Raw genomic sequence first — 22,354 nt, forward strand, 5'->3', positions numbered from 1 at the left:
GGTACTCAGATCCCCACCTGGAAGCCGGCGGACCAGCCCTGCAGTTCCTGCATCATGCTGCCCCACGCTCCGGTCAGCAGGAGCAGCCCGGTCACGATCATCATCCCGCCGCCGATGCGCATCACCCAGACGTAGTGGCGCTTGACCCAGCCGAACGCGCCGAGTGCCTTGCGGAAGGCGACGGCGGCGAGCACGAACGGGATGCCGAGGCCGAGGCAGTAGGCGACGGTCAGTATCGCCCCGCGTCCAGCGGTGCCCTCGTTCATCGCGAGGATGCTCACCGAGCTGAGTGTCGGGCCGAGGCAGGGCGTCCAGCCGATCCCGAAGAGCGCGCCGAGCAGCGGGGCGCCCACCAGGCCGGTCACCGGCTTCTTGTGGATGCGGAACTCGCGCTGGGTCATCCACGGCATCAGGCCCATGAAGAAGACCCCCATGAGGATCATCAGGACGCCGAGGACCCTGGTGAGCGGGCCGCTGTTCGCCTGGAGCGTGTCGCCGAAGTAGCCGAAGAGCGCGCCGCCGGAGACGAACACGGCGGTGAATCCGGCCACGAAGAGCGAGGCGCCCGCGACCATCCGCCCGCGTCTGGCCTCGGCCAGATCGGCGCCGCTGACCCCGGTCACGTAACTGAGGTAACCGGGGACGAGCGGCAGGACGCAGGGCGAGAAGAAGGAGACGAGCCCGCCGAGCAGGGCGATGGGCAGGGAGACCAGAAGGGCCCCGCTCAGGACCGTCTCGTTCTGGGTGGCGGCGAGGGCGGTCACCTGATCACTTCTCCGCGATCAGCGGGTCGAGCATCTTGCGCAGCTGGACGTCGTCGAGCGGGCCCACGTACCGGGCGGCCAGCTTCCCGTCCCGGTCGATGATGACGGTCGACGGGATGGACTGGAGCTTGAACGTGCCCTTGGGGAACCGCAGCAGGAGCTTGCCGGTCGGGTCGTAGAAGCTCGGGTAGGTGACGCCGAAGTCCTTCTCGAAGCTGACCGCCTGGGCCGGTTCCGGGTCGCGGGTGTTGACCCCGACGAACTGGACGCCCTGCTCCTCGGTGGCCTTGGCCACCTTGGTGAAGTACTTCGCTTCGAGTCGGCAGGGGGCGCACCACGAGCCCCAGGCGTTGAGGACGACGATCTTGCCCTTGTAGTCCGCGAGGTCGAGCTGCTTGCCGTCCAGGCTCTTGCCGTCGAGCTTCGGGGCCTCGGCGCGCTCCCCCTTGGCCGCGGTGGAGATTCCGCTGTTGCCCGTGACGAAGTTCGTGTCGCCGCCGCCACTGGTCTTGTTGCCGGAGTCGCACGCGCTCAGCGTCAGTGCGAGCGCGGCGGCCACCGCGGGGGCGGCGAGCAGGGTGAAGCGGCGTCGGGGTGCGCGGCCATGGCTCATGTGAAAAGTTTCGCATGGCGGTTTCGGGGATCTTGGGCACCCCCCTCGGTGCCCGTAAAGCCCGTTGTCAGGCCTGTTTAAAGAAGGTGTTCCAGCCGCCCTCAGGCGCCTGTCCGACCTCAAGCGTGCGGAGCTTCGCGAGCACCGCCGGGTCCTGGGCATCGAGCCAGTCGACGAACTGCCGGAATGAGACGAGGCGCACATCCGGCTTCCCCGCGATGTGCTTGAGGGTCTCCTCCACGGCGTCCATGTAGATGCCGCCGTTCCACTCCTCGAAGTGGTTTCCGATGTAGAACGGGGCTCGGTTCGTCTCGTACGCGCGCTTGAAACCGCTGAGATACGACTGGGTGGCCTGTTCGCGCCAGCCCGGATACCGGGACGGCATTCCCTTGGTCGAATTCTGCGACTGGTTGGCCAGGATGTTGTAGTCCATCGAGAGGACCTCGAAGGTGTGGCCGGGGAACGGCATGCCCTGGAGCGGCAGGTCCCAGACGTCCATGCGCTTCTTGGGCCAGACCTGGGTGCCGCCGGGCGAACTGGCGTCGTAGCGCCAGCCGAGCTTCTTCGCCGTGGGAAGCAGATTCTCCTGTCCGAGCAGACAGGGGGCGCGGCCGCCGATGAGTTCCTTGCGGTAGTCGAAGGGCAGTGGATCCTCGTCGGTCCAGCCGGTGTTGGTGCGCCATTCGGTGACGAAGGAGATCGCCTGGTCGATTTCGCTCTGCCACTGGGAGGCGGACCAGTTCTCGACGGATCCGGAGCCGCTGCAGAAATGCCCGTTGAAATGGGTGCCGATCTCGTGGCCGTCGTACCAGGCCTGGCGGACGTTCGTCAGCGTCGCCTTGAGGTGCTCGTCGGTGAGATAACCGATGTCGGAGGCGCCGACGGGGTTGTTGGGCGGGCGGTAGAGCGATTTCTTCGATTCGGGCAGCAGATACAGCCCGGAGAGGAAGAAGGTCATCGCCGCGTCGTGTTCCTTGGCGAGTTTCAGAAAGCGCGGGAAGAGCCCGTTGCCGACCTCGCCCGCCCCGTCCCAGGAGAAGATCACGAACTGCGGCGGCTTCTGGCCCGGTTCGAGCGGGACCGGCGCGGCCGGCTGGTGCGGCTGCTTTCCGGTGTCGGCGGTGGAACCGTCCCCGATGGACCTCACGTCCTTCTTCGCGGGCCCGGTCCCCTTGGCGGTCCCGTCGGCACCCTTCTCGCCCTTGCCCGGCCCCGCGCGGCCGGTGTCCGCGGAGTCGGACGAACTGCAGCCCGCCACCCCGATGGCGGCCGCGGCCCCAAGTCCGGCTCCGAGCAAACCCCTTCGGCTGATGTCACGCATGCGGTTCCCATCTGCGGTCGTTTTACCTTAAGTCCATACAAACTGCCAAAGGCTTAGATGGGCGAAGCAACACGAGGGTTCCCCGAAATAGCACACAATTCTTTACGGAACCAGACCCCGACGCGACCGAACACAAGATCGATCCTGGAATCGTCTCAAAAAGGGCATACCGAAACCCCGGGTGGGGGAACTCCACCCGGTCGGCTTATGAGGAGCCGGCGAGCCCGCCTTGCCCGGGACCGCGGCAGCCTGCACAGGACCGTCCGGCGCCCAGGCCCTGATCCGCCGGACAGGCCCTAGGCGGGAGCGGCTACCGGGTCCGCGCCGGTCCGCCCGGGTCCGAAGGCGGGCGGACCCGGGCGGACCCGGAGGCCCCGGCCCGAGGGGCGGCTACGCGCCGAACCCCTTGGACGCCCCCTTCACCGGCTTCGCGCCCGCGAGGAGGTGGGCCGGTACGAGATCCCGCGCCGGTTCCGAGTACCCGACCGACACGATCTTGTCGCCCCGGTAGGTGAAGCTGGTCAGCGAGGCGAGCGTGCACTGCCGCTTGCGCGGGTCGTGCCACAGCCGCCGCCGCTCCACGAAGCTCCGCACGATCCAGATCGGCAGCTGGTGGCTGACGCACACCGCCTCGTGCCCGCGGGCCGCGTCACGCGCCGCGTCCAGGGCGCCCATCATCCGGACGACCTGCTCGATGTACGGCTCACCCCACGACGGCCGGAACGGGTTCGTCAGGTGCTTCCAGTTGTCCGGCTTGCGCAGCGCCCCGTCACCGACGCCGAAGGTCTTGCCCTCGAAGACGTTGGCGGCCTCGATGAGCCGCCCGTCGGTGGCGAGGTCCAGTCCGTGGGCCTTGGCGACCGGCGTCGCCGTCTCCTGTGCGCGCTCCAGCGGGGAGGCGACGACATGCGTGATGTCGCGCTTCTCCAGGTACTCGGCGACCCGGTCGGCCATCTGGCGGCCGAGCTCGGAGAGGTGGTAGCCGGGACGGCGCCCGTACAGCACGCCGTCCGGGTTGTGCACCTCTCCGTGGCGCATCAGGTGGACGACGGTGATGTCCTCGCGTCCGGTGTCGCTGCTGGTCTCGCTCATGCGGTGGCCTCCGATGCGGCGCGGGCTGCGGCGGGCAGCGCGGCGGCGATCCGCTCGACGGCCCGGGTGTCGTGGGCGGTGGAGACGAACCACGACTCGAACGCCGACGGCGGCAGATAGACGCCCTGCGCCAGCATCGAGTGGAAGAACGGGGTGAAGCGGAACGCTTCCTGCCGCTTGGCGTCCTCGTAGTCACGGACCGGCCGGTCCGTGAAGAAGACGGAGAACATGTTGCCCGCCACCTGCACGGTGTGCGCGACGCCCTCCTTGGCGAGGGCCTCGCTCACCAGCCCCCGGATCTCCGCGGAGACCGCGTCGACCTTCGCGTAGGCGGCGTCGTCCAGCAGTCGGAGCTGGGCGAGCCCGGCGGCGGTCGCGACCGGGTTCCCGGAGAGGGTGCCCGCCTGGTAGACCGGGCCGGCCGGGGCCAGGTGCGCCATCACGTCCGCGCGGCCGCCGAAGGCCGCGGCCGGGAAGCCGCCGCCCATCACCTTGCCGAAGGTCATCAGGTCGGGCCGCACCCCGTCGATGCCGAACCAGCCGGCCTTCGACGTACGGAACCCGGTCATGACCTCGTCGGAGATGTACAGCGCGCCGTCGGCCGCGCAGAGCTGCTTGAGCCCGGCGTTGAAACCGTCCAGCGGGGGCACGACGCCCATGTTGCCCGGCGACGCCTCGGTGATCACACAGGCGATCTCGCCGGGGTGCGCGGCGAACACGGCCCGCACGGCCTCCAGGTCGTTGTACGGCACCACGATCGTGTCGCCGGCCTGGGCGCCGGTGACCCCCGGCGTGTCCGGCAGCCCGAAGGTCGCGACCCCGGACCCGGCGGCGGCGAGCAGCGCGTCGACGTGGCCGTGGTAGCAGCCGGCGAACTTCACGATCTTGGCCCGGCCGGTGAAACCGCGGGCGAGGCGGATCGCGGACATGGTCGCCTCTGTGCCGGACGACACGAGCCGTACCTGCTCCACCGGTTCGACCCGGGCGACGATCTCCTCGGCGAGCGCGACCTCGCCCTCACCGGGCGTACCGAACGAGGTGCCGCGGGCGACAGCCTCCTGGACTGCGGCGATGACCTCCGGGTGGGAGTGGCCGAGGATCATCGGCCCCCACGAGCACACGAGGTCGACGTACTCACGGCCGTCGGCATCGGTGAGGTACGGGCCGGCGCCGGACACCATGAAGCGGGGTGTACCGCCCACGGCCCGGAAGGCACGTACCGGAGAGTTCACGCCGCCGGGCGTCACAAGGGACGCGCGGTCGAAAAGCGTCTGCGAAACTGGGGCGTCATAGGGAAAGCTCACACATGCCATGGTGTCAGAGCCACGGACGGTATTTGCGGACAGGTGTTTCACCGCACGCCCGTGGGGGAGGTCACTGACACGATGATCGGGTTGCGCGGCGGGGGCTGTGTCTCCTAGTTAGTAGTCGGGTGGATGAGATATGCATCGCGGTGGCGGAGTGGGCGAAGGGACCGACGACCTGGGGCCCGAGCCTGCCCGGCGGGGTCGGCACCGGCGCGAGGCTGAGCGCAGGCAGGGCATACAGGCCGGTGGTGCGCAGGTGGGCGGCGGAGCCGGAAGCAGGAGTAGTGGCCGGGTGGGGGTGACCTACAAGTACTTCGGGGCCCCCGACGGGGCCACTGCCGCACGCGTGCCCATTTCCATGCGCCCGGAGCAGCTCGGCGGCGACGAGCTGGGCATGGGCGGCATGTTCAGCAAGATCAAGCCGGAGACGGTGGCCGCGATGGTCCTGACCGGCATACAGGGCATACCCCTGCACAAGGTCCCGCCGCTGGAGCTGGTCGTCCTGCACCCCGACTACGCGGTGGTCCGGCTCCCGATGACGGTCGTGGACCCGCTGCGCGGAGTCGGCGAGGAGTCGGTGGGTGCCGCTGCCTTCATCTGGTCCACGGTCCCGGACCGCGGCGGCCCGCGCGACGCGTACAACGTCTACCAACTGCTGCACGAGTGGCAGGACTTCTCGCACCGGCTGCATGACGCCGGGCACCAGGCGTACTGCCTGGTGTGGCCCTGAGCTGAGGTTCCCGGGAGACGGGCGGGTTTTCCGGGGCCTGGCTGCGTGTTCCGGGAGGCGGGCCGGGGTTCTCCGGTGCCGGGACGGGGCCGGGACCGCGGGTCGGGCCGACGCGTGCGCCGGCCGCGGCCCGAGTGGCGCAGGTGCTGCCGGACCAGTCCGGCGGGCCGTCCGTGCCGAACCATCCACGTGGGCCGACGCACTCCCGCGACGGCACGTCACCACGACAGCCACTCCCGCGACGGCACGTCACCATGACAGCCACTCCCGCCACGGCACGTCACCACGACAGCTCCCGGCGGGCACGCCCCGCACAGCGGGTGAGCACCATGACACCGAGCCGGCGACCGCTCGGCCGAGATCTTCCCCCGCTCTTCGCGACCCCGGATCTGCCGGGCGCCCAGACCCCGGTCATCCAGGGCCACCGGTGCGGCGGGACCGCGGAGAGCACGGACACGAAGCGGGTGGGCGCCGCCGCGCGACAGGGGGGCGCCGCCCCTGAACACCTGCCCGCCGAACGCGCGCCCCGCCCGCCGGCCGCCGCCGAACACACGGCCCAGCCCGTTCGCTCCCCGGCTGCCACCTGCACGGCGGGCATCCGTCGGCCAGCCGTATCCGGCCATTCATTGGCCGAAGAATGATCTTCAGCTGACCTGCCGAACCTGCCGATGCAGGAGGCACAGAAACTGAGGGAGGCCTGCCATGGGCGACATTCTGCCGGTCCTGTCCATCCCCGCGCTGGTCTTCGCCTCCGGCATCTACGCCGCAGGTGCGAGCTGGTGGCGGCGTCGGCACCCGGCGCCGCCGTCCCCGTACACCCACCAGGCGGCCCGGCTGGCCGAGCGCGCGATGCTGGTGGACGCCGAAAGGATCGTGGACGGCGCGTACGCGAACGTCGGGGCGCTCTACGAGATGCCGAATGCGCCGGGCGCACATGTTTCGGCCACGGGCGTCACCCCCGGGCCGGCCGCCAGTCCGGGTCGCGGCCGGTCAGCGCCAGCACCCGCGCGAAGGGGCTAGCCCCCTCAGGTACCGGGAACGGCTCACCGAACACCTTGGCCTCCCGGGCCTTCGGCGCCATCGCGGCCATCGCCGGGGCCAGCTCGTCCACCACGTCCGCGTCCGGCACGAATTCCTGGCCGGTCGCGCGGGCCAGATCCCACGCGTGGACGGTCAGGTCACCGAGCACCATGTGGCCGACGGTCCGGGCCGGGAACCCCATGGCACCCGCGGTCCCCTCCTCCGCGCCGGGCCGCGCCCACGCGTCGACCAGAGCGGCCGTCTGCTCCCCGAAGCGGTCGCGCCAGTCCCCGGTGACCGCGTCCGGCGTCTCACCGAACTCCGCCTCCTCCCGGGCCGCCAGGGCCGTGAAGTTGACGACCACCTGGCTGAGGTGGCTGATCAGGGCGCGGACGTCGTACTCCGCGCAGGGGGTGGGACCGCCCAGCCGGCTGTCGTCGATCCCCCGGACCACGGGCAGCGCCCCGCCGGCCGCCGCCTCCATCAGTTCGCTGATCTTCTTCATGCTCCGACCATGCGCGCGGCGGCGGTCCGGGTCTTGAAGAAACACGACAGCCGGGGCGCGACACCCGGGACACCGGACCGGCCCCAGCCTTAGGATCGGCCGTCATGGCTGGTCACACGGGTCCCCGGCGCGACACCCGCGGCATCGTCGACGCCCCCGGACTGTTCACGCACGTGACGTTCCGGCGCCGCGAGCCCGCTCCCGCGCTGCGCCCCTACCTGGAGCACTACTGGCTGATCGACTGGGATCTGCCGGAGCCCTACCTCTCCCACCTGGTCCCGCACCCCAGCGTCAACCTGGTCTTCGAGCGGTATCCGGGCTGCGGTGACGACGGGGCCGGCTACGCGGAGGTCTCCGGCATCGGCCTGGAGCTGTTCACGCAGAAGCTGGAGGGGCGGGGCCGGGTCTGCGGGGTGCAGTTCCGGCCCGGCGGCTTCCACCCGTTCGCACCGGACCGGCCGGTGTCCGAGTGGACGGGACGACGGGTCCCGGCGCCCGAGGTGTTCACGCCGCCCGCCGAACCGGCCTCGGTCCTGGACCCCGCCGGGGAGGACGAACGGGTCGCGGCGCTCGACGCGTACCTGATGGCACTCGGCCCCGCACCGGATCCGCAGGCCGACCGGGCGATGGCCCTGGCCGAGCTGGTGCGCACCGACCGCACGGTCCGCCGGGTCGGCGGACTCGCCCGCGCCGAGGGGGTGTCGGTCCGCTCGCTCCAGCGGCTGTTCGCCACGTACGTCGGCGTCGGCCCGAAGTGGGTCATCCTCCGGTACCGCATCCACGAGGCGCTGGAACGCGCCGGATCGGAGCCGGAGGTGGACTGGGCGGCGCTCGCGGCGGATCTCGGCTACAGCGACCAGGCGCACCTGGTCAGGGACTTCACGGCGACGGTGGGCGTGCCGCCGACCGCGCTGAGCGCCCGCTGACTGTCAGTGCCGCGTCCTACAGTTTCGGCATGGAGCGCACCGAAGCACCAGCCGTACGGATCGAGCCCTGGTCGGACAGCGATCTGGAGCTGCTCCGGCGTGCCAACGCCCCGGAGCTGATGGGCCATCTGGGCGGCCCCGAGTCCGAGGAGCAGCTCGTCGGACGCCATGCCCGGTACGTGGCACTGAGCGCGGACCGCACCGGCCGGGGCCGGATGTTCCGCATCGCGCTGACCGGCGAGGACGAGGCCGTGGGCACCATCGGCTTCTGGGAGCGCAGCTGGCGGGGCCAGGAGGTGTACGAGACGGGGTGGGCCGTTCTCGCGGGGTTCCAGGGGCGGGGCATCGCGTCGGCCGCGACGGCGGCGGTGGCCGGGCAGGCGCGCGCCGAGCGCAAGCACCGCTATCTGCACGCCTATCCGTCCGTGGCCAACGGCGCGTCGAACGGGGTGTGCCGCAAGGCGGGGTTCCGCCTGCTCGGTGAGTGCGAGATCGAGTACCCGCCCGGCCATCCGCTGCTGACGAACGACTGGCGGCTGGACCTCCACCCGGGCCGGCTGGACGTCCACCCGGCCCCTTGAGGACCGCCGGAGGCCGGACTCCGCCGAATCCGTTTGACGGCCGGGCCCGCCTCCGGGATATTCACCTGCGTTGCGCAGCTTATGCGTGACACATTCACTGGATACCCCGGACAGCCCGGACACCCCGAGGAGACCCACCCGCCATGCTCACTCTCGTCACCGGCAGCCGCGGCCGCGTCGGCTCCACGCTCGCCGCACTCCTGCACGACCGGGGCCACCCCGTGCGCGCCGCCTCCCGCAACCCCGCCGAGCTCTCGCCGCCGGCCGGCGTCCCGGCCGTGGCCTGCGACCTCGGCGACCCCGGAACCTTCGCGGCCGCGCTGGATGGCGTCGACTCCGTGTTCCTGTACGCGGAGCCGTCCCACATCGACGACTTCCTCGCCGCCGCGCAGGCCGCCGGGGTCGGGCACATCGTGCTGCTCTCCTCCAGTTCGGTGCTGGCCCCCGACCCCGCCGCCAACCCCGTCGCCGCCTCCCACCACGCGGTCGAGGAGGCCCTGACCGCCTCGCCCCTCCGCTCGACGCTCCTGCGCCCCGGTGACTTCGCGAGCAACGCCCACCAGTGGGCGGGCGCCTTCCGCAGCGGGCGCCCCGTCGACCTCCCCTACCCCTTCAGCCAGACCAGTCCGATCGACGAGACCTCCATCGCGGAGGCGGCCCTCGCCGTACTCACCGACACCCGGCTACAGGGCGCCTCGTATCACCTGACCGGCCCCGAATCCCTCACCGCGACCGAACAGGTCGAGCTGCTGGCCGCGGCCTCCGGCAGCGCCACGACCGTCAACGCCGTGAGCCGGGAGGCCTGGAAGGAGTCCGTCTCCCCCTTCCTGCCCGCGGAGTTCGCCGAGGCGCTGCTCAGCCACTGGGCCGCCACCGACGGTTCACCGGCCGAGGTCACCCGCGACACGGAGAGGCTCATCGGGCGCCCGGCGCGCACGTTCGCCTCCTGGGCCGCCGCGCACGCCGCCGCCTTCCGCCCCTGAGCCCGCACCGCCCCGGCCGCCCCGCCCGAAATCCCTGGCAGGCACACCCGGCCCAATGACATCCTGACCAGGTGAACGGACCAGAGATCCACCTCGAAGTCGCCCCCGAACTCGGCGTCTTCGTAGCGCACCACCGCCGCGGGGGACGGACGGCCGTGACCACCGACGGCTCGTCCACCCTCGGCCATGTCGTCGAATCGCTCGGGGTCCCGCTCACCGAGGCCGGACAACTCCTGGTGGACGGCCGCCCCGTCCCGTTCTCGCACATCCCCGCCGCGGGCGAGGTGGTCGACGTACACGCCGTACAGCGCCCGCAGCAGGTGCCGGGCGCACCCCTGCGCTTCCTCCTCGACGTCCACCTCGGCACCCTCGCGCGGCGGCTGCGGCTGCTCGGCGTCGACGCCGCCTACGAGTACGAGGACATCGGCGACCCCGCACTGGCCACCCGCTCGGCGCGGGAGCGGCGCGTCCTGCTCTCCCGGGACCGCGGGCTGCTCCACCGGCGGGAGATCTGGGCGGGGGCGTACGTCTACAGCGACCGGCCGGAGGAGCAGCTGCGGGACGTGCTGGGGCGGTTCGCGCCCGCGCTCGATCCGTGGAGCCGGTGCACCGCGTGCAACGGACGGCTGGCGGCGGCCGACAAGGACAGCGTGGGCACCCGGCTGGAGAGCGGCACGCAACGCTCGTACGACGTCTTCGCGCAGTGCACGGAGTGCGAGCGGGTGTACTGGCGCGGCGCCCACCACGCCCGGCTGGAGGCGATCGTCACCGAGGCGGTCCGCGACTTCGGCGGCTCGCCCGCCGCACGGCCGGACCGCTCAGGCGGCTGAGCGCGGCCCGGCGCCACCGGCCCGGGGTTCACCGCTCCCCGCCGCCGCCCTCCCGCAACCCGGCGATCTGCGCCGCGCTCAGCTCCACCGTCCGCCGCATATGGGCGATGAGCAGCGCGACCTCGTCGTCGCCGTAACTCTCGAACATGGCCGCCCAGCCGCCGTTCAGCTGCTCCCAGACCTTCCCGAACTCCGCCATCCGTTCCGGCACCGTCGTGACGAGGACCCGCCGCCGGTCCACCGTGTCCCGTGCCCGGGTGACGTAGCCGGCCCGCTCCAGCCGGTCGACCAGCCGGGTCGCGGAGCCCGTGGTGAGCCCGGTCAGTTCGGCGATCCGCCCCGTGGTGACGGGAGCCGCCTCCAGGCTGAGCAGGTTGAGGCACTGGAGGTCGGTCGGGTGGAGCCGCAGCCGGTCCGCGACGGCCTGGTTGAACAGGGCGTACGCGGCCATGTAGCGGCGCGACACGACGGACAGCTCAGCGAGCATCGCGGTACGGCGGGGAGGGCGGGACTTCTGCGGCATACAGAGAGTGTACGAAGCAGAGACCGGATGCCCGTCCGCTCGGACGGGCCCGGGGCGGCCGGGCTAGAAGACGTACTCGTCGCCGGTGGCCGGCGCCAGCACCTCGTGCTCGCTGTTCTTCGTGTCCCGGTCCGTCGCCCCGCCGTTCCACACGGTGTCGATCCGGACGACCACCTCCGCCGGCCGCCCCTGGAGCTGGAGTTCGAGGGCGAGCTGCCGCTGCCGCGTGCCGTCCGCGCTCAGTGGGCCGGTACGGCACAGCACGGTCTGCGCGTCGGACTGGAGGCACTGCGCGGGCAGCACCTGGCGGCCGGAGAGCGGCACCGACACCCGCAGCCGGACGGTGGCGCCCGTGAGATCGGAGGGGCCGCTGTTCCGGCTGATCAGCCAGACGCCGAGCCCGGAGCCCCACAGCGAGACGTGCCCGTGGTGCGACACGTCAGCCTCGGGCGCGACGCTCCGCACACCCGGCGCAACCGTCGGAACGGCCGCGGCCGTCCCTCCCGCGCCCAGCGCCGGAGCCGATGCCACGGCCACCGCAGCGGACACCACCAGCAGGGCCTTACGCGTCACTACCATGCCCTGAAGATACATATCTGCACGAAATATCCATATATTGCGACCGGTTCGGCGCGTCCCCGTGTCCCGCCCCCTCCCGCCCTCCGCCGCCCAGCTCATGACACGCTGATCACATGTCCGTGGTCCGCTCCATCGCCCTGTTCGTCCTCGCCGCGCTCTTCGAGATCGGCGGCGCCTGGCTGGTCTGGCAGGGCGTCCGGGAACACCGCGGCTGGGCCTGGATCGGCGCGGGGGCCGTCGCGCTGGCCACGTACGGCTTCGTCGCCACGCTCCAGCCGGACGGCGAGTTCGGGCGCGTGCTCGCGGCGTACGGCGGCGTCTTCGTCGCGGGCTCGATCGTCTGGGGCATGGTCGCGGACGGCTACCGGCCCGACCGCTGGGACGTCACCGGCGCGCTGGTCTGCCTGGCCGGCATGGCCGTGATCATGTACGCCCCCCGCAACCACTGACCGCGCCCCTGCCAGGGCTGCCCCGTAACGCCCACCAGGGGTTACGGGGCAGCCCTTATCCTGGCCCCGTAACCGATCAGCTGTCCGAGGAGCCCGCCATGGCCGCATCCCCCATCGCCGTCATCACCGGAGCGAGCAGCGGCATCGGAGCCGCGACCGCCCGGCAGCTGGCGGCCGCCGGTTACCGCGTCGTCGTCACCGCCCGCCGCAAGGACCGCATCGAGGCGCTCGCCGCCGAGATCACCGCGGCGGGCCACGAGGCCACGGCGTACGCCCTGGACGTCACGGACCGGGCCGCGGTCGACGAGTTCGCCACCGCGTTCCGCTCCCTCGCCGTCCTGGTGAACAACGCGGGCGGTGCGCTCGGGGCCGACCCCGTCGCCACCGGCGACCCGGCGGACTGGCGCCAGATGTACGAGACGAACGTCATCGGCACCCTCAACGTGACCCAGGCCCTGCTCCCCGCGCTCACCGCGAGCGGCGACGGCACGGTGGTCATCCTCTCCTCGACCGCGGGCCTGTCCGCCTACGAGGGCGGCGGCGGTTACGTGGCCGCGAAGCACGGCGAGCACGTCCTGGCCGAGACCCTCCGGCTGGAGATCGTCGGCACCCCGGTCCGGGTCATCGAGGTCGCCCCCGGCATGGTCAAGACGGAGGAGTTCGCGACCACCCGCTTCCGCGGCGACACCGAGAAGGCCGCCAAGGTCTACGCGGGCGTCGACGCCCCCCTCAGCGCGGACGACGTGGCCGACACCATCACCTGGGCCGTCACCCGCCCCAGCCACGTCAACATCGACCTCCTGGTGGTCCGCCCCCGCGCCCAGGCCTCCAACTCCAAGGTGCACCGCACGGGCTGACGCGGCCCCGCCCGGCGCACGCGCGCCTGACGGACACGGCCGGGACGAGATCACCCCCGTGGGTCTCGTCCCGGCCGTATCCGTCGGCACCGCGCCCCGGCGCGCTCAGCCCTTCACGCAGATGACCTGCTTCAGCTTCGCGACGACCTCCACCAGGTCCCGCTGCTGGTCGATGACCTTCTCGATCGGCTTGTAAGCACCGGGGATCTCGTCCACGACTCCGGAGTCCTTGCGGCACTCCACGCCCCGCGTCTGCTCCTCCAGATCCTTGGTGGAGAAGCGGCGCCTGGCGGCGTTCCGGCTCATCTTCCGGCCCGCGCCGTGGGAGGCCGAGTTGAAGGACTTCTCGTTGCCGAGGCCTTTCACGATGTACGAGCCGGTGCCCATGGAGCCCGGAATGATCCCGAAGTCACCGGTGCCGGCGCGGATGGCTCCCTTACGGGTGACCAGCAGGTCCATACCGTCGTACCGCTCCTCCGCCACGTAGTTGTGGTGGCAGGAGATGACCGGTTCGAAGGCCACCTCGGCCTTCTTGAACTCCTTGCGGACCACGTCCTGGAAGAGCGCCATCATGATCGCGCGGTTGTGCTTCGCGTACTCCTGCGCCCAGAACAGGTCGTTGCGGTAGGCCGCCATCGGCGGGGTGTCCGCGATGAAGACCGCGAGGTCGCGGTCGATCAGGTCCTGGTTGTGCGGCAGCTTCTGCGCCTCGCCGATGTGGAATGCGGCCAGTTCGTTGCCGACGTTCCGGGAGCCGGAGTGCAGCATCAACCAGACCGAACCCGACTCATCGAGACAGAACTCGGCGAAGTGGTTTCCCGCTCCGAGCGTCCCCATCTGCTTCGTGGCACGTTCCCGACGGAATTTGACCGCTTCGGCCACTCCGTCGAACCGCCCCCAGAAGTCGTCCCAGTCGGTCGCCGCGAGCCCGTGCAGCCGGCCCGGGTCCACCGGATCGTCGTGCATCCCGCGGCCCACCGGAATGGCCTGCTCGATCCTCGACCGGAGCCGGGTGAGGTCCCCGGGCAGGTCGTTCGCGGTCAGCGAGGTCTTGACCGCGGACATCCCGCAGCCGATGTCCACGCCCACCGCGGCCGGACAGACCGCGCCGTGCATCGCGATGACGGAGCCGACGGTGGCGCCCTTGCCGAAGTGGACGTCCGGCATGACGGCCAGGCCCTTGATCCACGGCAGGGTGGCGACGTTGCGCAGCTGCTGCATCGCGACGTCCTCGACCTCGGCGGGGTCGGCCCACATGCGGATGGGGACCTTCGCACCCGGCACCTCTACGTACGACATAATTCCTCGATTCCCCCGAAAAGCCTGAAAGCGCAAAACCGGTGCCAAGGTCGGCAAAAGTATCGGCCGACCGGCAACCACGGCGGCGCGTGCGATACACATTGTGTCCACCGGCCGCCGACGAGCGGCAACCGTTTTTCGCACGAAGGGAGCCCAGGAACGTGCGACGAATGGCGTACGCGCCCGGCGCCGTGCTCATCGCAGCGCTCGCGGTCGGCTGCAGCAGCGGCACCGGAACCGGCGATTCCGCCACCGACAGCAAACCCGGCGCCCTGGCCTCCTCCACCGCGCCTCCGGGCAGGTACCGCACGCTTCCCGAGGCCTGCCGCTCGGTCTCGCCCGCGACTCTGAAGGACCTGCTGCCGGGCTCCGCCGAGCTGCCGGAGGCCCAGCAGGAGAAGGTGTTCGACGGTTCGCCCGCCGTCACGTACGACACCGACCGCCGGGTCGGCTGCCGTTGGAAGACCGAGGCGCCCGACGGGGCCCGCAGCCTCTACGTCGACTTCGAGCGGGTCGTCTCGTACGACACGTCCGTGAGCGACGACGACCGCGCCCGCGAGGTGTACGCGAAGAAGGAGGAGGCCGCCGACCTGCCCTCCGCAGTGCCCGGCAGCACGGACAGCGGCACCCCGGGCTCCCCGTCCGCGACCGCGAGCGGAAAGCCGGGCAAGGCGGCCGGCAAGGACGGGGGCAAGAGCTCGGACCCGGACACGGACGCGGGCGGGAAGACCGGCTCGGACACGGGCGGCTCCGGAGACGGCAGTGCCGCCGAGAACCTCCAGCCCCGGGTCCTCGATTCGCTCGGTGACAGCGCATTTCTGGACGATCTGCTCACCCGGGCAGGTTCTGCCGCACAGCACCGCACGGTGAGCGTGGTATTCCGCACATCGAATGTCATCGTGACCATCCAGTACACCGCGCAGCCGGCCCTCTCCTCGGAGATCCCCGACAGCAAGGAACTGCAGGAGAAGGCCCAGGCACTGGGCCGGAGACTGGTCGACAGCTTCAGCGAGTGACCCCCTCCCCGGACGGTCCTCCCCGGCCCGCGGCGGGTCCGTGAGCCGTCCGGCCGAGGCGGCATCCGGCCGCCGTCCGTCGTACCGTGGCCCTTCCGGAACCACCGTCCGCGTCCCCTGTCCACCGACCGTCCGGCCGCCCGAACGCCGCGCCACCCGAGTGAAGGAACCATGCACCGATCAGCCCCGCGACTCACCCGCATACTCGCCTGCGCCGCCGTTCCGGTGATGCTCGTCGTCGCCGGCTGCTCGTCGGACTCCGACAGCGGGAAGGACGAGGCCTCGGCCTCGTCCCCCGCGCCGGAGGCCACGAAGACGGAAGCCAAGGTGGCGGACGCCAGGTTCGCCGCGCTGCCCGACCCGTGCAAGTCGATCACCGCGAAGACGGTCAAGTCCCTGGTCCCCGCGGCCAAGGACAAGAAGGGCACGCAGGGCAGGTCCAGCGACACCGCCGCCCGCGGCAGCTGCTCCTGGAACGGCCTGGACGACAACGGCGTCAAGGGCTCCCAGTACCGCTGGCTCGACACCGGATTCACCCGCTTCGCCTCCGACCAGGCCCTGGGCAGCGGCGCGGACCGGGCCGGGGACGATCTGAAGAAGCAGATCGCCAAGGTCGAGGCGACCGAGGGCGCCAAGAAGCTCGTCACGGCACCCGTCAGCGGGATCGGCGAGCAGGCCACCCTGATCACCTACGACCTCGAAAAGACGAGCGAGGACTTCCGCTACGCGACGGTCGTCGCCCGCACCGGGAACGTCGTCGTGACCCTCACCTACAACGGCGCGGGTTACGCGGGGTCGAAGACCCCCTCGGCCGAGAAGATCACCGCGGGCGCCAAGTCGGGCGCACGCGACGCGGTCGCCGCGGTCGCCGCCGCCAACGAGAGCCCGAAGACGAGCGCGTCGCCCGACGCCCCCAAGGGATCCGGCAAGCCCTCGGCCAAGCCCACGGACAAAGCATCGGACAAGGCTGCCGAGTAGCCTCCTTCCCGGCGCCCCCTGAGACCTCCAGGAGCGCCAACTCCCCAGATCAGAAGCGGAGTTGTGGAGCCCGGTCCTCCTCGGGGAACCGGGCTCCACCCCTCCCCGCGCAACGCGGCTCACCCGCATGTGCCAGGCTGTGCCCGCCAGAACTCACATCGTCCCTACGGTCCGGGCGTCGGAGACGAAGAAGCGGGAAGGGGATCGCGGGTGGCCGCGATGCAGCTCACACGCACGCACCGCATACTCATCGGGCTCGTGGTGGCCGGTGCGGTGCTCATCGCGGCGATCGGCTTCGCGGGTTCGTACGCCGCGGTACGCGAGCTCGCCCTGGAGAAGGGCTTCGGGAACTTCTCGCTGGTCTTCCCGATCGGCATCGACGCGGGCATCTGCGTCCTGCTCTCGCTGGACCTGCTGCTGACCTGGCTGCGCATCCCGTTCCCGCTGCTGCGCCAGACCGCCTGGATGCTGACCGCCGCGACGATCGCGTTCAACGGCGCGGCCGCGTGGCCGGACCCGCTGGGCGTCGGCATGCACGCCGTGATCCCGGTGCTGTTCGTGGTCGCCGTCGAGGCCGCCCGGCACGCCGTGGGCCGGATCGCCGACATCACGGCCGACAAGCACATGGAGGGGGTCCGCCTCACCCGCTGGCTGCTCTCCCCGGTGCCGACGTTCCGGCTGTGGCGGCGGATGAAGCTGTGGGAGCTGCGCAGTTACGAGCAGGTCATCAAGCTCGAACAGGACCGGCTGATCTATCAGGCCCGTCTCCAGGCCCGGTTCGGCCGCGGCTGGCGCCGCAAGGCCCCCGTCGAGTCCCTGATGCCGCTGCGCCTCGCGAAGTTCGGCGTTCCGCTGGCCGAGACCGGGCCGGCCGGGCTCGCCGCCTCGGGCATCGAGCCGGTGCTGCTGCCGTCGGCTCCGGCCCCGGCCGCTGCCGGGGCTGTCGCCGCCGTCGAGACGGCCCGCTCCCAGCAGCCCGAGCTCGTCGGCGCCCCGGACCAGGAGCAGTACGCCGGGCCGCAGCACCAGCAGCAGGACCAGGACCAGCAGCAGAACCAGCAGAACCAGAGCGCCTTCCAGCCCCAGCCCCAGAGCGCCTTCCAGTCCCAGCCCCAGGCTCAGCCCCAGCCGCGGAGCGCCTTCCAGCCGCACACCCCGGTCCTCACCCCCGCCCCCGACTCGCACGAGAGCCCGTGGTTCGCGGCTCAGTCGCCGGACGGCGCGTACGAGGGCTCGTACAACCCGACGTACCTCGACGTCGAGGAGCCCGGCCCGGTCATGATCCCGACGGGCCCCGGCCGCACCCGACCGCTCGGCAACGTCGGCACCATCGGCGGCGTGCCCGGCCCCCGCGCCGAGCAGCAGCCACAACAGCAGCAGCCCCAGCCCCAGCCGGTCCACGAGGCGCCCGTGGCGTCCGGTGCGCCTTCGGCCGAGGCCGACCGGGGCCCGGAGGAGCAGAAGCCCGTCGCGGAGGCGGCCGAGGAATGGGCCGAGGAGTGGGCGCAGGAGGACGCGGAGTTCAGCGAGATCGCCTACGAGGTCTTCGCCGCCTTCGTGAGGCAGCACAGCACGTACCCCAGCATCGAGGTCCTCGACATACACCTGTCGGACGGCCACAACGTGCGGCACCCGCGCAGCGCGGCGCTGCTCCGCCAGCTGATCCAGGGCTTCAAGAACCGCTACCACGCGGAGCTGGAGGCCGACCACATCGCGTGAGCCGCTGAGCTCCTGAGCTCCTGAGCTCCTGAGCTCCTGAGCTCCTCCTGAGGCTCTGCCCAGCACGACGCGCACGGCGCCGAGGGCCGTCACCCGCATCACCGGGTGGCGGCCCTCGCCGCTGTGCGCGCCCGCGTATGCCACCGGCGCCGCCCCCGCCGCCGCGCTCCCGGATGTCTCGAAGGAGACAGTGCCGGTACGCCCTAGGTCGTCTACATATCGCGCGGCCACCGGCCTAGATTCATTCGTGTACCGCAAGTGAATACGCATCAGTGAAGACGCACCAGTGAATGCGCATCAGTGCATGCGCACCATGGCGAGTTACGGCACCACCCTTCCCGGTTCCCCACAGCGACGACGCCCGAGAGAGCCGGCCCGTGACAGCCGCCCGCTGAACCATCCGTCGAACCGACCATTCGCATGACCCACCGCGAAGCCGGAATCCGTAGTTCTCCGTGCCTGCATTTCCGCAGTCCCGCTTTCCCGAAGTCCCGCATTTCCGCGGTCCCGTACTCCCCTCACCGCACGCGTACTCCGGATTCCAGCCGACCCCACCATGAGAGGAACACCGTGTCCCGCGCAATTCCGCTAAGAGCCGTGCTCGCCTCCGCGGCCGTCCTCACGGCGATCGCGCCGATAGCCCTCCCGGCCCCCGCCATGGCGAATTCGTCCTCCCACACCGCGGCTGCGGCCGGCCGTCACACCGGGCCGGACGTGATCAACACCCGGGCGGCCGACGTCTACCCGGAGGGCGTCGCCTGGGACCCCACCCGCCGCGCCTTCCTGGTCGGCTCCGCCCTGAAGGGCACCCTCTCGGTGGTCCGGCTGGACGGCACCGTCACCGAGCTGGCACCCAGCATCGGCATGGTGTCCACACTCGGGGTCCGGGTGGACACCGCGCGCAACCGCATCCTGGTCGCCTACAGCGACTTCTGGATCCGCCAGCGCCTGGACGTCGGTGACCAGCCGCCCACCTCGGGCGTGGCCGTCTACGCCCTGGACACCGGCAAGCTGCAGCGCCGTATCGACGTCGCCAAGGGGCTCTCACGCACCTTCGCCAACGACCTGACCTTCGACCCCCGGGGCAACATCTACGTCACGGACTCCGTGTCGGCCACGCTCCAGCGGATCGACCTGGCCGGCCACGTCCACCCGGTGGTGACCGACCCCCGTTTCGCCGCTGACATCGTCGGCCTGAACGGGATCACCTGGCACCCGGACGGCTATCTGCTGGCCCTTCGCTACGACAACGGCGCCATGTTCCGGATCAGCCCGAACGCCCCGGCCCACCGCAAGGTGGCCGAGGTGAAGCTCTCCCGGCCGCTGGTGGGCACGGACGGCCTCGCGCTGCGCCCGGACGGCTCCCTGGTCGTGGTGACCAACTCCATCGGCGAGGCCGTCGGCGCGCCGGGCGGAGTGGACGCCGTCACGGTCGTGGACTCGAAGGACGGCTGGCACAGCGCCACCGTCCGCTCGCGCGAGGAGCCGTGGCCGGTCTCCGGCCCCACGACGGTGGCCGTCACGCCGTACGGCGACTACGTGCTCAGCGGCGAGGTCGGTGTGGTTCTGGCCGGGGAGACCTCGGACCGGATCACGCTGCGCCGCGTTGCCCGCGCCGGCACGAAGCACCACGCCACCGGCCACCACTCCGTGAGCCGGCACTCCACGAGCAACAGGGGGAACCACCGATGACCGCAGCCAAACGCAACGGCGTTCTCTGGGCGTTGATCGCCACGTCACTGCCCATGTTCATGGTCTCGCTGGACAACCTCGTCGTCACCAACGCGCTGGCGGAGATCGGCAAGGACTTCGAGGTCAGGCAGTCCGAACTGCAGTGGGTGATGAACGGCTACGTGCTGGCCTTCGCGGGTCTGCTGCTGGCCGGCGCGGCACTGGGTGACCGCTTCGGCCGCCGTCGGGTGTTCCTCGGTGGCATCGCCCTGTTCACCGTGTCGTCCGTGGCCTGTGCGATGGCCGGTTCGGTCGTCACGCTGGTCATCGCCCGGGTGTTCCAGGGCGCGGGCGCGGCCGCCATCCTTCCGGTCTCGCTCACGCTGGCCGTCGGCGCCGTCTCCCGGGCGCAGCGGAACCTGGCCGTCGGGGTCTGGGGCGGGGTCAACGGCCTCGGCATCGCGGCCGGTCCGCTCGCGGGCGGTCTGGTCACCGAGAAGATCTCGTGGAGCTGGATCTTCTGGATCAACGTGCCCGTCGGTCTCATCGCCCTGCCGTTGGCCCTCTGGGCGGTCAAGGAGAGCCGGGGCAGGGAGCGCAGCCTGAACGTCCCGAGCATGGTCCTGGTGACCGGCTCCGTCGTGTCGGCCGTCTGGGGCATCGTCTCCGCCGCCGACCACGGCTGGACCAGCACCAGCACGATCATCGGGCTGTCCCTCACGGTGGTCCTCGCCGTGGCGTTCATCGTGTCCGAGCGGTCCAGCAGCCAGCCGCTGATTCCCTCGCACCTGTACCGGGCGCGGGCGTTCGTGCTGAGCAACGTGGTGTCGATCACGATGTACTTCGGTGTCTTCGGGTCGATCTTCTACCTCACCCAGTTCCTCCAGGGCCCGATGGGCTACACCCCCTTCGAGGCGGGCCTGCGCACCATTCCGTGGACCCTGGCGCCGATGTTCGTGGTGCCCGTCGCCAGCCAGTTCGTGGACCGGATCGGCGGCGGTGTGCTGCAGGCCGCGGGCTGCGCGCTCCAGGGCATCGGCCTCGGCTGGATCGCCCTGGTCATCACGCCGGACGTCGGTTACGGCGCCATGGTGCCCGCGCTGGCCCTGGCCGGCATCGGGATGGGGCTGGTCTTCGCGGGCAACCCCGCCACGGTGATCTCGGCGGTGCCGGAGAACGAGCAGAACAAGGCGTCCGGTGCCAACAACACCAGCCGCGAGTTCGGTGGCGCGCTCGGTGTGGCCGCGCTCACCACCGTGTTCAGCCGCCAGTTCGCCGACAACACCTCGGGCGACCCGGCCTCGGCGTTCACCGACGGCCTGGAGGCCGCGCTGTGGGTCGGCGTGATCGTGGTGCTGCTCGGCGCGGTGAGCGGACTGCTCATCCGGCGGAGCTCGGAGCTGGCCGGCGACAAGGCGGCGCAGGAGACCGCGGCCGCCGAGGACAGCTCGGCGGCGGTCACGGTCGCCTGACCGGAATCGCCCCGGGTGGGGCGGGGCCGGCCGACCGGTCCCGCCCCGCCCCGCCGCCCCGCAGATCCACCCCGAGAACAGGTCTGGAGGAAACCCGATGACCACCCAGGTGCTGGAAGACGCCACGCAGAGCGTGTCGCCCGCCCTCGAATACGGGCGCACCATCGAGCGCTCCCTCGCGCACCGGTCCGCGATATCCGAGGTCTTCGTCACGGACGTCCAGAACGTACGTCCGATGGCGGTGACCGCGGGCATCCACCTGCCGCTGACCCACCTCTACTACAGCGACCACCGGCCGAGGCCGAAGCTGCACGACTCCCTGCTGCTGCTGGAGGCCGGGCGGCAGGCCTCGATCGCGGGTGGCCACACCAACGCCGGGGTGCCGGCCGGAACCGTCGCCATCGTGCACGCCTTCCAGTTCTCGCTGCGGAACCTGTCCGCGCTGCGGGTGGGCGGCGAGCCGGGGCCGCCCCGGATCGACACCGACTTCTTCGGCAAGACCGCCCGGCACAGCGGCCGGTTCCGCAAGGGCCGTCTTGAGCAGCGGATCTTCATGGGTGACGTGCACGTCGGCGACCACTCCATGGACGTGCTCTTCCTCAAGGGGGACGAGAACGAGATCCTGCGGCACGCCCAGCGCGGCACCCCCGCGCCGCTCAGTACGGAGTTCACCGAGTGGCCGGGCGTGGTCCGGCGGGTGGCCCCGGAGCTGGTGGGCCGCGACAACCCGCTGAACGTCGTGCTCACGGAGCCGGAGTTCACCGAGGGGTCGGTGACGGCCCAGGTCGTACCGCGCTTCGACAACCCGGCGCTGTTCGACCACTCCTACGACCACCTGCCGGCCATGGCCCTGGTCGAGGCGGCCCGTCAGCTGGCGCTGCTGACGGCGGGCGCCGCGTCCGGCTCCGGCTCCGGCTCCGGGAGCTTCTTCGCCGCCGGTTACGAGGGCGGGTTCCAGCGGTTCGCGGAGCTGGACGTGCCCCTGACCGCGACCGCCGAGCGGACTCCCGCGAGCGAGGGCACCCACACGGTGCGGGTCGGCTTCCGCCAGGACGACCAGGAGATCGCCGAACTCACCGTCACCGTCGTCGACGTCTCCCACCTCCACGGATTCTGAGG

At 71.2% G+C, this 22,354-nt stretch carries 23 protein-coding genes; 14 read left to right on the plus strand and 9 right to left on the minus strand.

The window, feature by feature from the left end:
• Positions 1-5 precede the first annotated feature (5 nt).
• From ACIP89_RS16970 to hemL, 5 genes are all read right to left on the minus strand, one after another.
• Entirely contained in the window at positions 6-764 is a 759-nt protein-coding gene (locus ACIP89_RS16970) for a cytochrome c biogenesis CcdA family protein (protein WP_401927377.1), read from the minus strand.
• A 4-nt stretch (positions 765-768) separates the two neighbouring features.
• Positions 769-1,377, minus strand: a complete 609-nt coding sequence (locus tag ACIP89_RS16975) for a TlpA family protein disulfide reductase (protein ID WP_401927379.1) — start codon at positions 1,375-1,377, stop codon at positions 769-771.
• A 67-nt stretch (positions 1,378-1,444) separates the two neighbouring features.
• Entirely contained in the window at positions 1,445-2,698 is a 1,254-nt protein-coding gene (locus tag ACIP89_RS16980) for a hypothetical protein (protein ID WP_401927381.1), read from the minus strand.
• 390 nt (positions 2,699-3,088) lie between these two features.
• The gene (locus tag ACIP89_RS16985; protein ID WP_402115478.1) at positions 3,089-3,790 is read right to left on the minus strand and encodes a histidine phosphatase family protein; all 702 of its coding nucleotides are present in this window, start codon (positions 3,788-3,790) and stop codon (positions 3,089-3,091) included.
• Positions 3,787-5,103, minus strand: coding sequence for a glutamate-1-semialdehyde 2,1-aminomutase (hemL, locus tag ACIP89_RS16990; protein WP_401927385.1), 1,317 nt, complete (start codon positions 5,101-5,103; stop codon positions 3,787-3,789). Before hemL ends, ACIP89_RS16985 begins: the two co-directional genes overlap by 4 nt.
• A 130-nt stretch (positions 5,104-5,233) precedes the next feature.
• Here hemL and ACIP89_RS16995 point away from each other — a divergent pair, with 130 nt between their 5' ends.
• Entirely contained in the window at positions 5,234-5,827 is a 594-nt protein-coding gene (locus ACIP89_RS16995) for a hypothetical protein (RefSeq protein ID WP_401927387.1), read from the plus strand.
• Positions 5,828-6,529: 702 nt separating this feature from the next.
• Complete coding sequence (locus ACIP89_RS17000) at positions 6,530-6,847, plus strand: hypothetical protein (RefSeq protein ID WP_401927389.1); 318 nt, start codon at positions 6,530-6,532, stop codon at positions 6,845-6,847.
• Here ACIP89_RS17000 and ACIP89_RS17005 read toward each other — a convergent pair.
• Positions 6,780-7,352, minus strand: coding sequence for a TIGR03086 family metal-binding protein (locus ACIP89_RS17005; protein ID WP_402115480.1), 573 nt, complete (start codon positions 7,350-7,352; stop codon positions 6,780-6,782). The two genes, ACIP89_RS17000 and ACIP89_RS17005, sit on opposite strands and share 68 nt — an antisense overlap.
• A 104-nt stretch (positions 7,353-7,456) precedes the next feature.
• On the opposite strand from ACIP89_RS17005, the gene ACIP89_RS17010 reads away from it, so the two are divergent.
• From ACIP89_RS17010 to ACIP89_RS17025, 4 genes are all read left to right on the plus strand, one after another.
• Positions 7,457-8,278: a DUF6597 domain-containing transcriptional factor gene (locus tag ACIP89_RS17010; RefSeq protein ID WP_402115482.1), complete on the plus strand. Its 822-nt coding sequence runs from the start codon at positions 7,457-7,459 to the stop codon at positions 8,276-8,278.
• Positions 8,279-8,307: 29 nt separating this feature from the next.
• On the plus strand, positions 8,308-8,859 hold the full coding sequence (locus ACIP89_RS17015; RefSeq protein ID WP_401927395.1) for a GNAT family N-acetyltransferase: 552 nt from the start codon (positions 8,308-8,310) through the stop codon (positions 8,857-8,859).
• Positions 8,860-9,002: 143 nt separating this feature from the next.
• Entirely contained in the window at positions 9,003-9,842 is an 840-nt protein-coding gene (locus ACIP89_RS17020) for an NAD(P)H-binding protein (protein WP_401927398.1), read from the plus strand.
• A 71-nt stretch (positions 9,843-9,913) separates the two neighbouring features.
• Positions 9,914-10,672, plus strand: a complete 759-nt coding sequence (locus ACIP89_RS17025) for a Mut7-C RNAse domain-containing protein (RefSeq protein ID WP_401927400.1) — start codon at positions 9,914-9,916, stop codon at positions 10,670-10,672.
• Between the two features lie 28 nt (positions 10,673-10,700).
• Here the strand turns inward: ACIP89_RS17025 and ACIP89_RS17030 are convergent, their stop codons facing one another.
• Positions 10,701-11,195 carry a MarR family winged helix-turn-helix transcriptional regulator gene (locus ACIP89_RS17030; protein WP_402115484.1) on the minus strand — a complete coding sequence of 165 codons (495 nt, stop codon included), beginning with the start codon at positions 11,193-11,195 and terminating at the stop codon, positions 10,701-10,703.
• A gap of 63 nt (positions 11,196-11,258) precedes the next feature.
• Positions 11,259-11,774, minus strand: coding sequence for a hypothetical protein (locus ACIP89_RS17035; protein ID WP_402115486.1), 516 nt, complete (start codon positions 11,772-11,774; stop codon positions 11,259-11,261).
• Between the two features lie 113 nt (positions 11,775-11,887).
• Here ACIP89_RS17035 and ACIP89_RS17040 point away from each other — a divergent pair, with 113 nt between their 5' ends.
• Positions 11,888-12,223, plus strand: a complete 336-nt coding sequence (locus ACIP89_RS17040; protein ID WP_401927407.1) for a YnfA family protein — start codon at positions 11,888-11,890, stop codon at positions 12,221-12,223.
• Positions 12,224-12,321: 98 nt separating this feature from the next.
• Complete coding sequence (locus ACIP89_RS17045) at positions 12,322-13,080, plus strand: SDR family NAD(P)-dependent oxidoreductase (protein ID WP_401927409.1); 759 nt, start codon at positions 12,322-12,324, stop codon at positions 13,078-13,080.
• A gap of 105 nt (positions 13,081-13,185) precedes the next feature.
• Here the strand turns inward: ACIP89_RS17045 and ACIP89_RS17050 are convergent, their stop codons facing one another.
• Positions 13,186-14,379, minus strand: coding sequence for an RtcB family protein (locus tag ACIP89_RS17050; protein WP_401927412.1), 1,194 nt, complete (start codon positions 14,377-14,379; stop codon positions 13,186-13,188).
• A 170-nt stretch (positions 14,380-14,549) separates the two neighbouring features.
• On the opposite strand from ACIP89_RS17050, the gene ACIP89_RS17055 reads away from it, so the two are divergent.
• The 6 genes from ACIP89_RS17055 (at position 14,550) to ACIP89_RS17080 (ending at position 22,352) form a co-directional block, all read left to right on the plus strand.
• Complete coding sequence (locus ACIP89_RS17055) at positions 14,550-15,395, plus strand: DUF3558 domain-containing protein (protein WP_401927598.1); 846 nt, start codon at positions 14,550-14,552, stop codon at positions 15,393-15,395.
• Between the two features lie 171 nt (positions 15,396-15,566).
• Positions 15,567-16,373: a DUF3558 domain-containing protein gene (locus ACIP89_RS17060; RefSeq protein WP_402115488.1), complete on the plus strand. Its 807-nt coding sequence runs from the start codon at positions 15,567-15,569 to the stop codon at positions 16,371-16,373.
• A gap of 219 nt (positions 16,374-16,592) precedes the next feature.
• Positions 16,593-18,092 carry a DUF2637 domain-containing protein gene (locus ACIP89_RS17065; protein WP_402115489.1) on the plus strand — a complete coding sequence of 500 codons (1,500 nt, stop codon included), beginning with the start codon at positions 16,593-16,595 and terminating at the stop codon, positions 18,090-18,092.
• A 570-nt stretch (positions 18,093-18,662) separates the two neighbouring features.
• A complete protein-coding gene (locus ACIP89_RS17070) occupies positions 18,663-19,784 on the plus strand; it encodes an SMP-30/gluconolactonase/LRE family protein (protein ID WP_401927418.1) in 1,122 nt (373 codons plus the stop codon).
• On the plus strand, positions 19,781-21,235 hold the full coding sequence (locus tag ACIP89_RS17075; RefSeq protein ID WP_401927420.1) for an MFS transporter: 1,455 nt from the start codon (positions 19,781-19,783) through the stop codon (positions 21,233-21,235). Before ACIP89_RS17070 ends, ACIP89_RS17075 begins: the two co-directional genes overlap by 4 nt.
• A 97-nt stretch (positions 21,236-21,332) precedes the next feature.
• Positions 21,333-22,352, plus strand: coding sequence for an AfsA-related hotdog domain-containing protein (locus ACIP89_RS17080; protein WP_402115491.1), 1,020 nt, complete (start codon positions 21,333-21,335; stop codon positions 22,350-22,352).
• Positions 22,353-22,354: the final 2 nt, after the last annotated feature.

The sequence above is a fragment of the Streptomyces sp. NPDC088730 genome (genome assembly GCF_044751215.1).
Classification (GTDB): Bacteria; Actinomycetota; Actinomycetes; order Streptomycetales; family Streptomycetaceae; genus Streptomyces.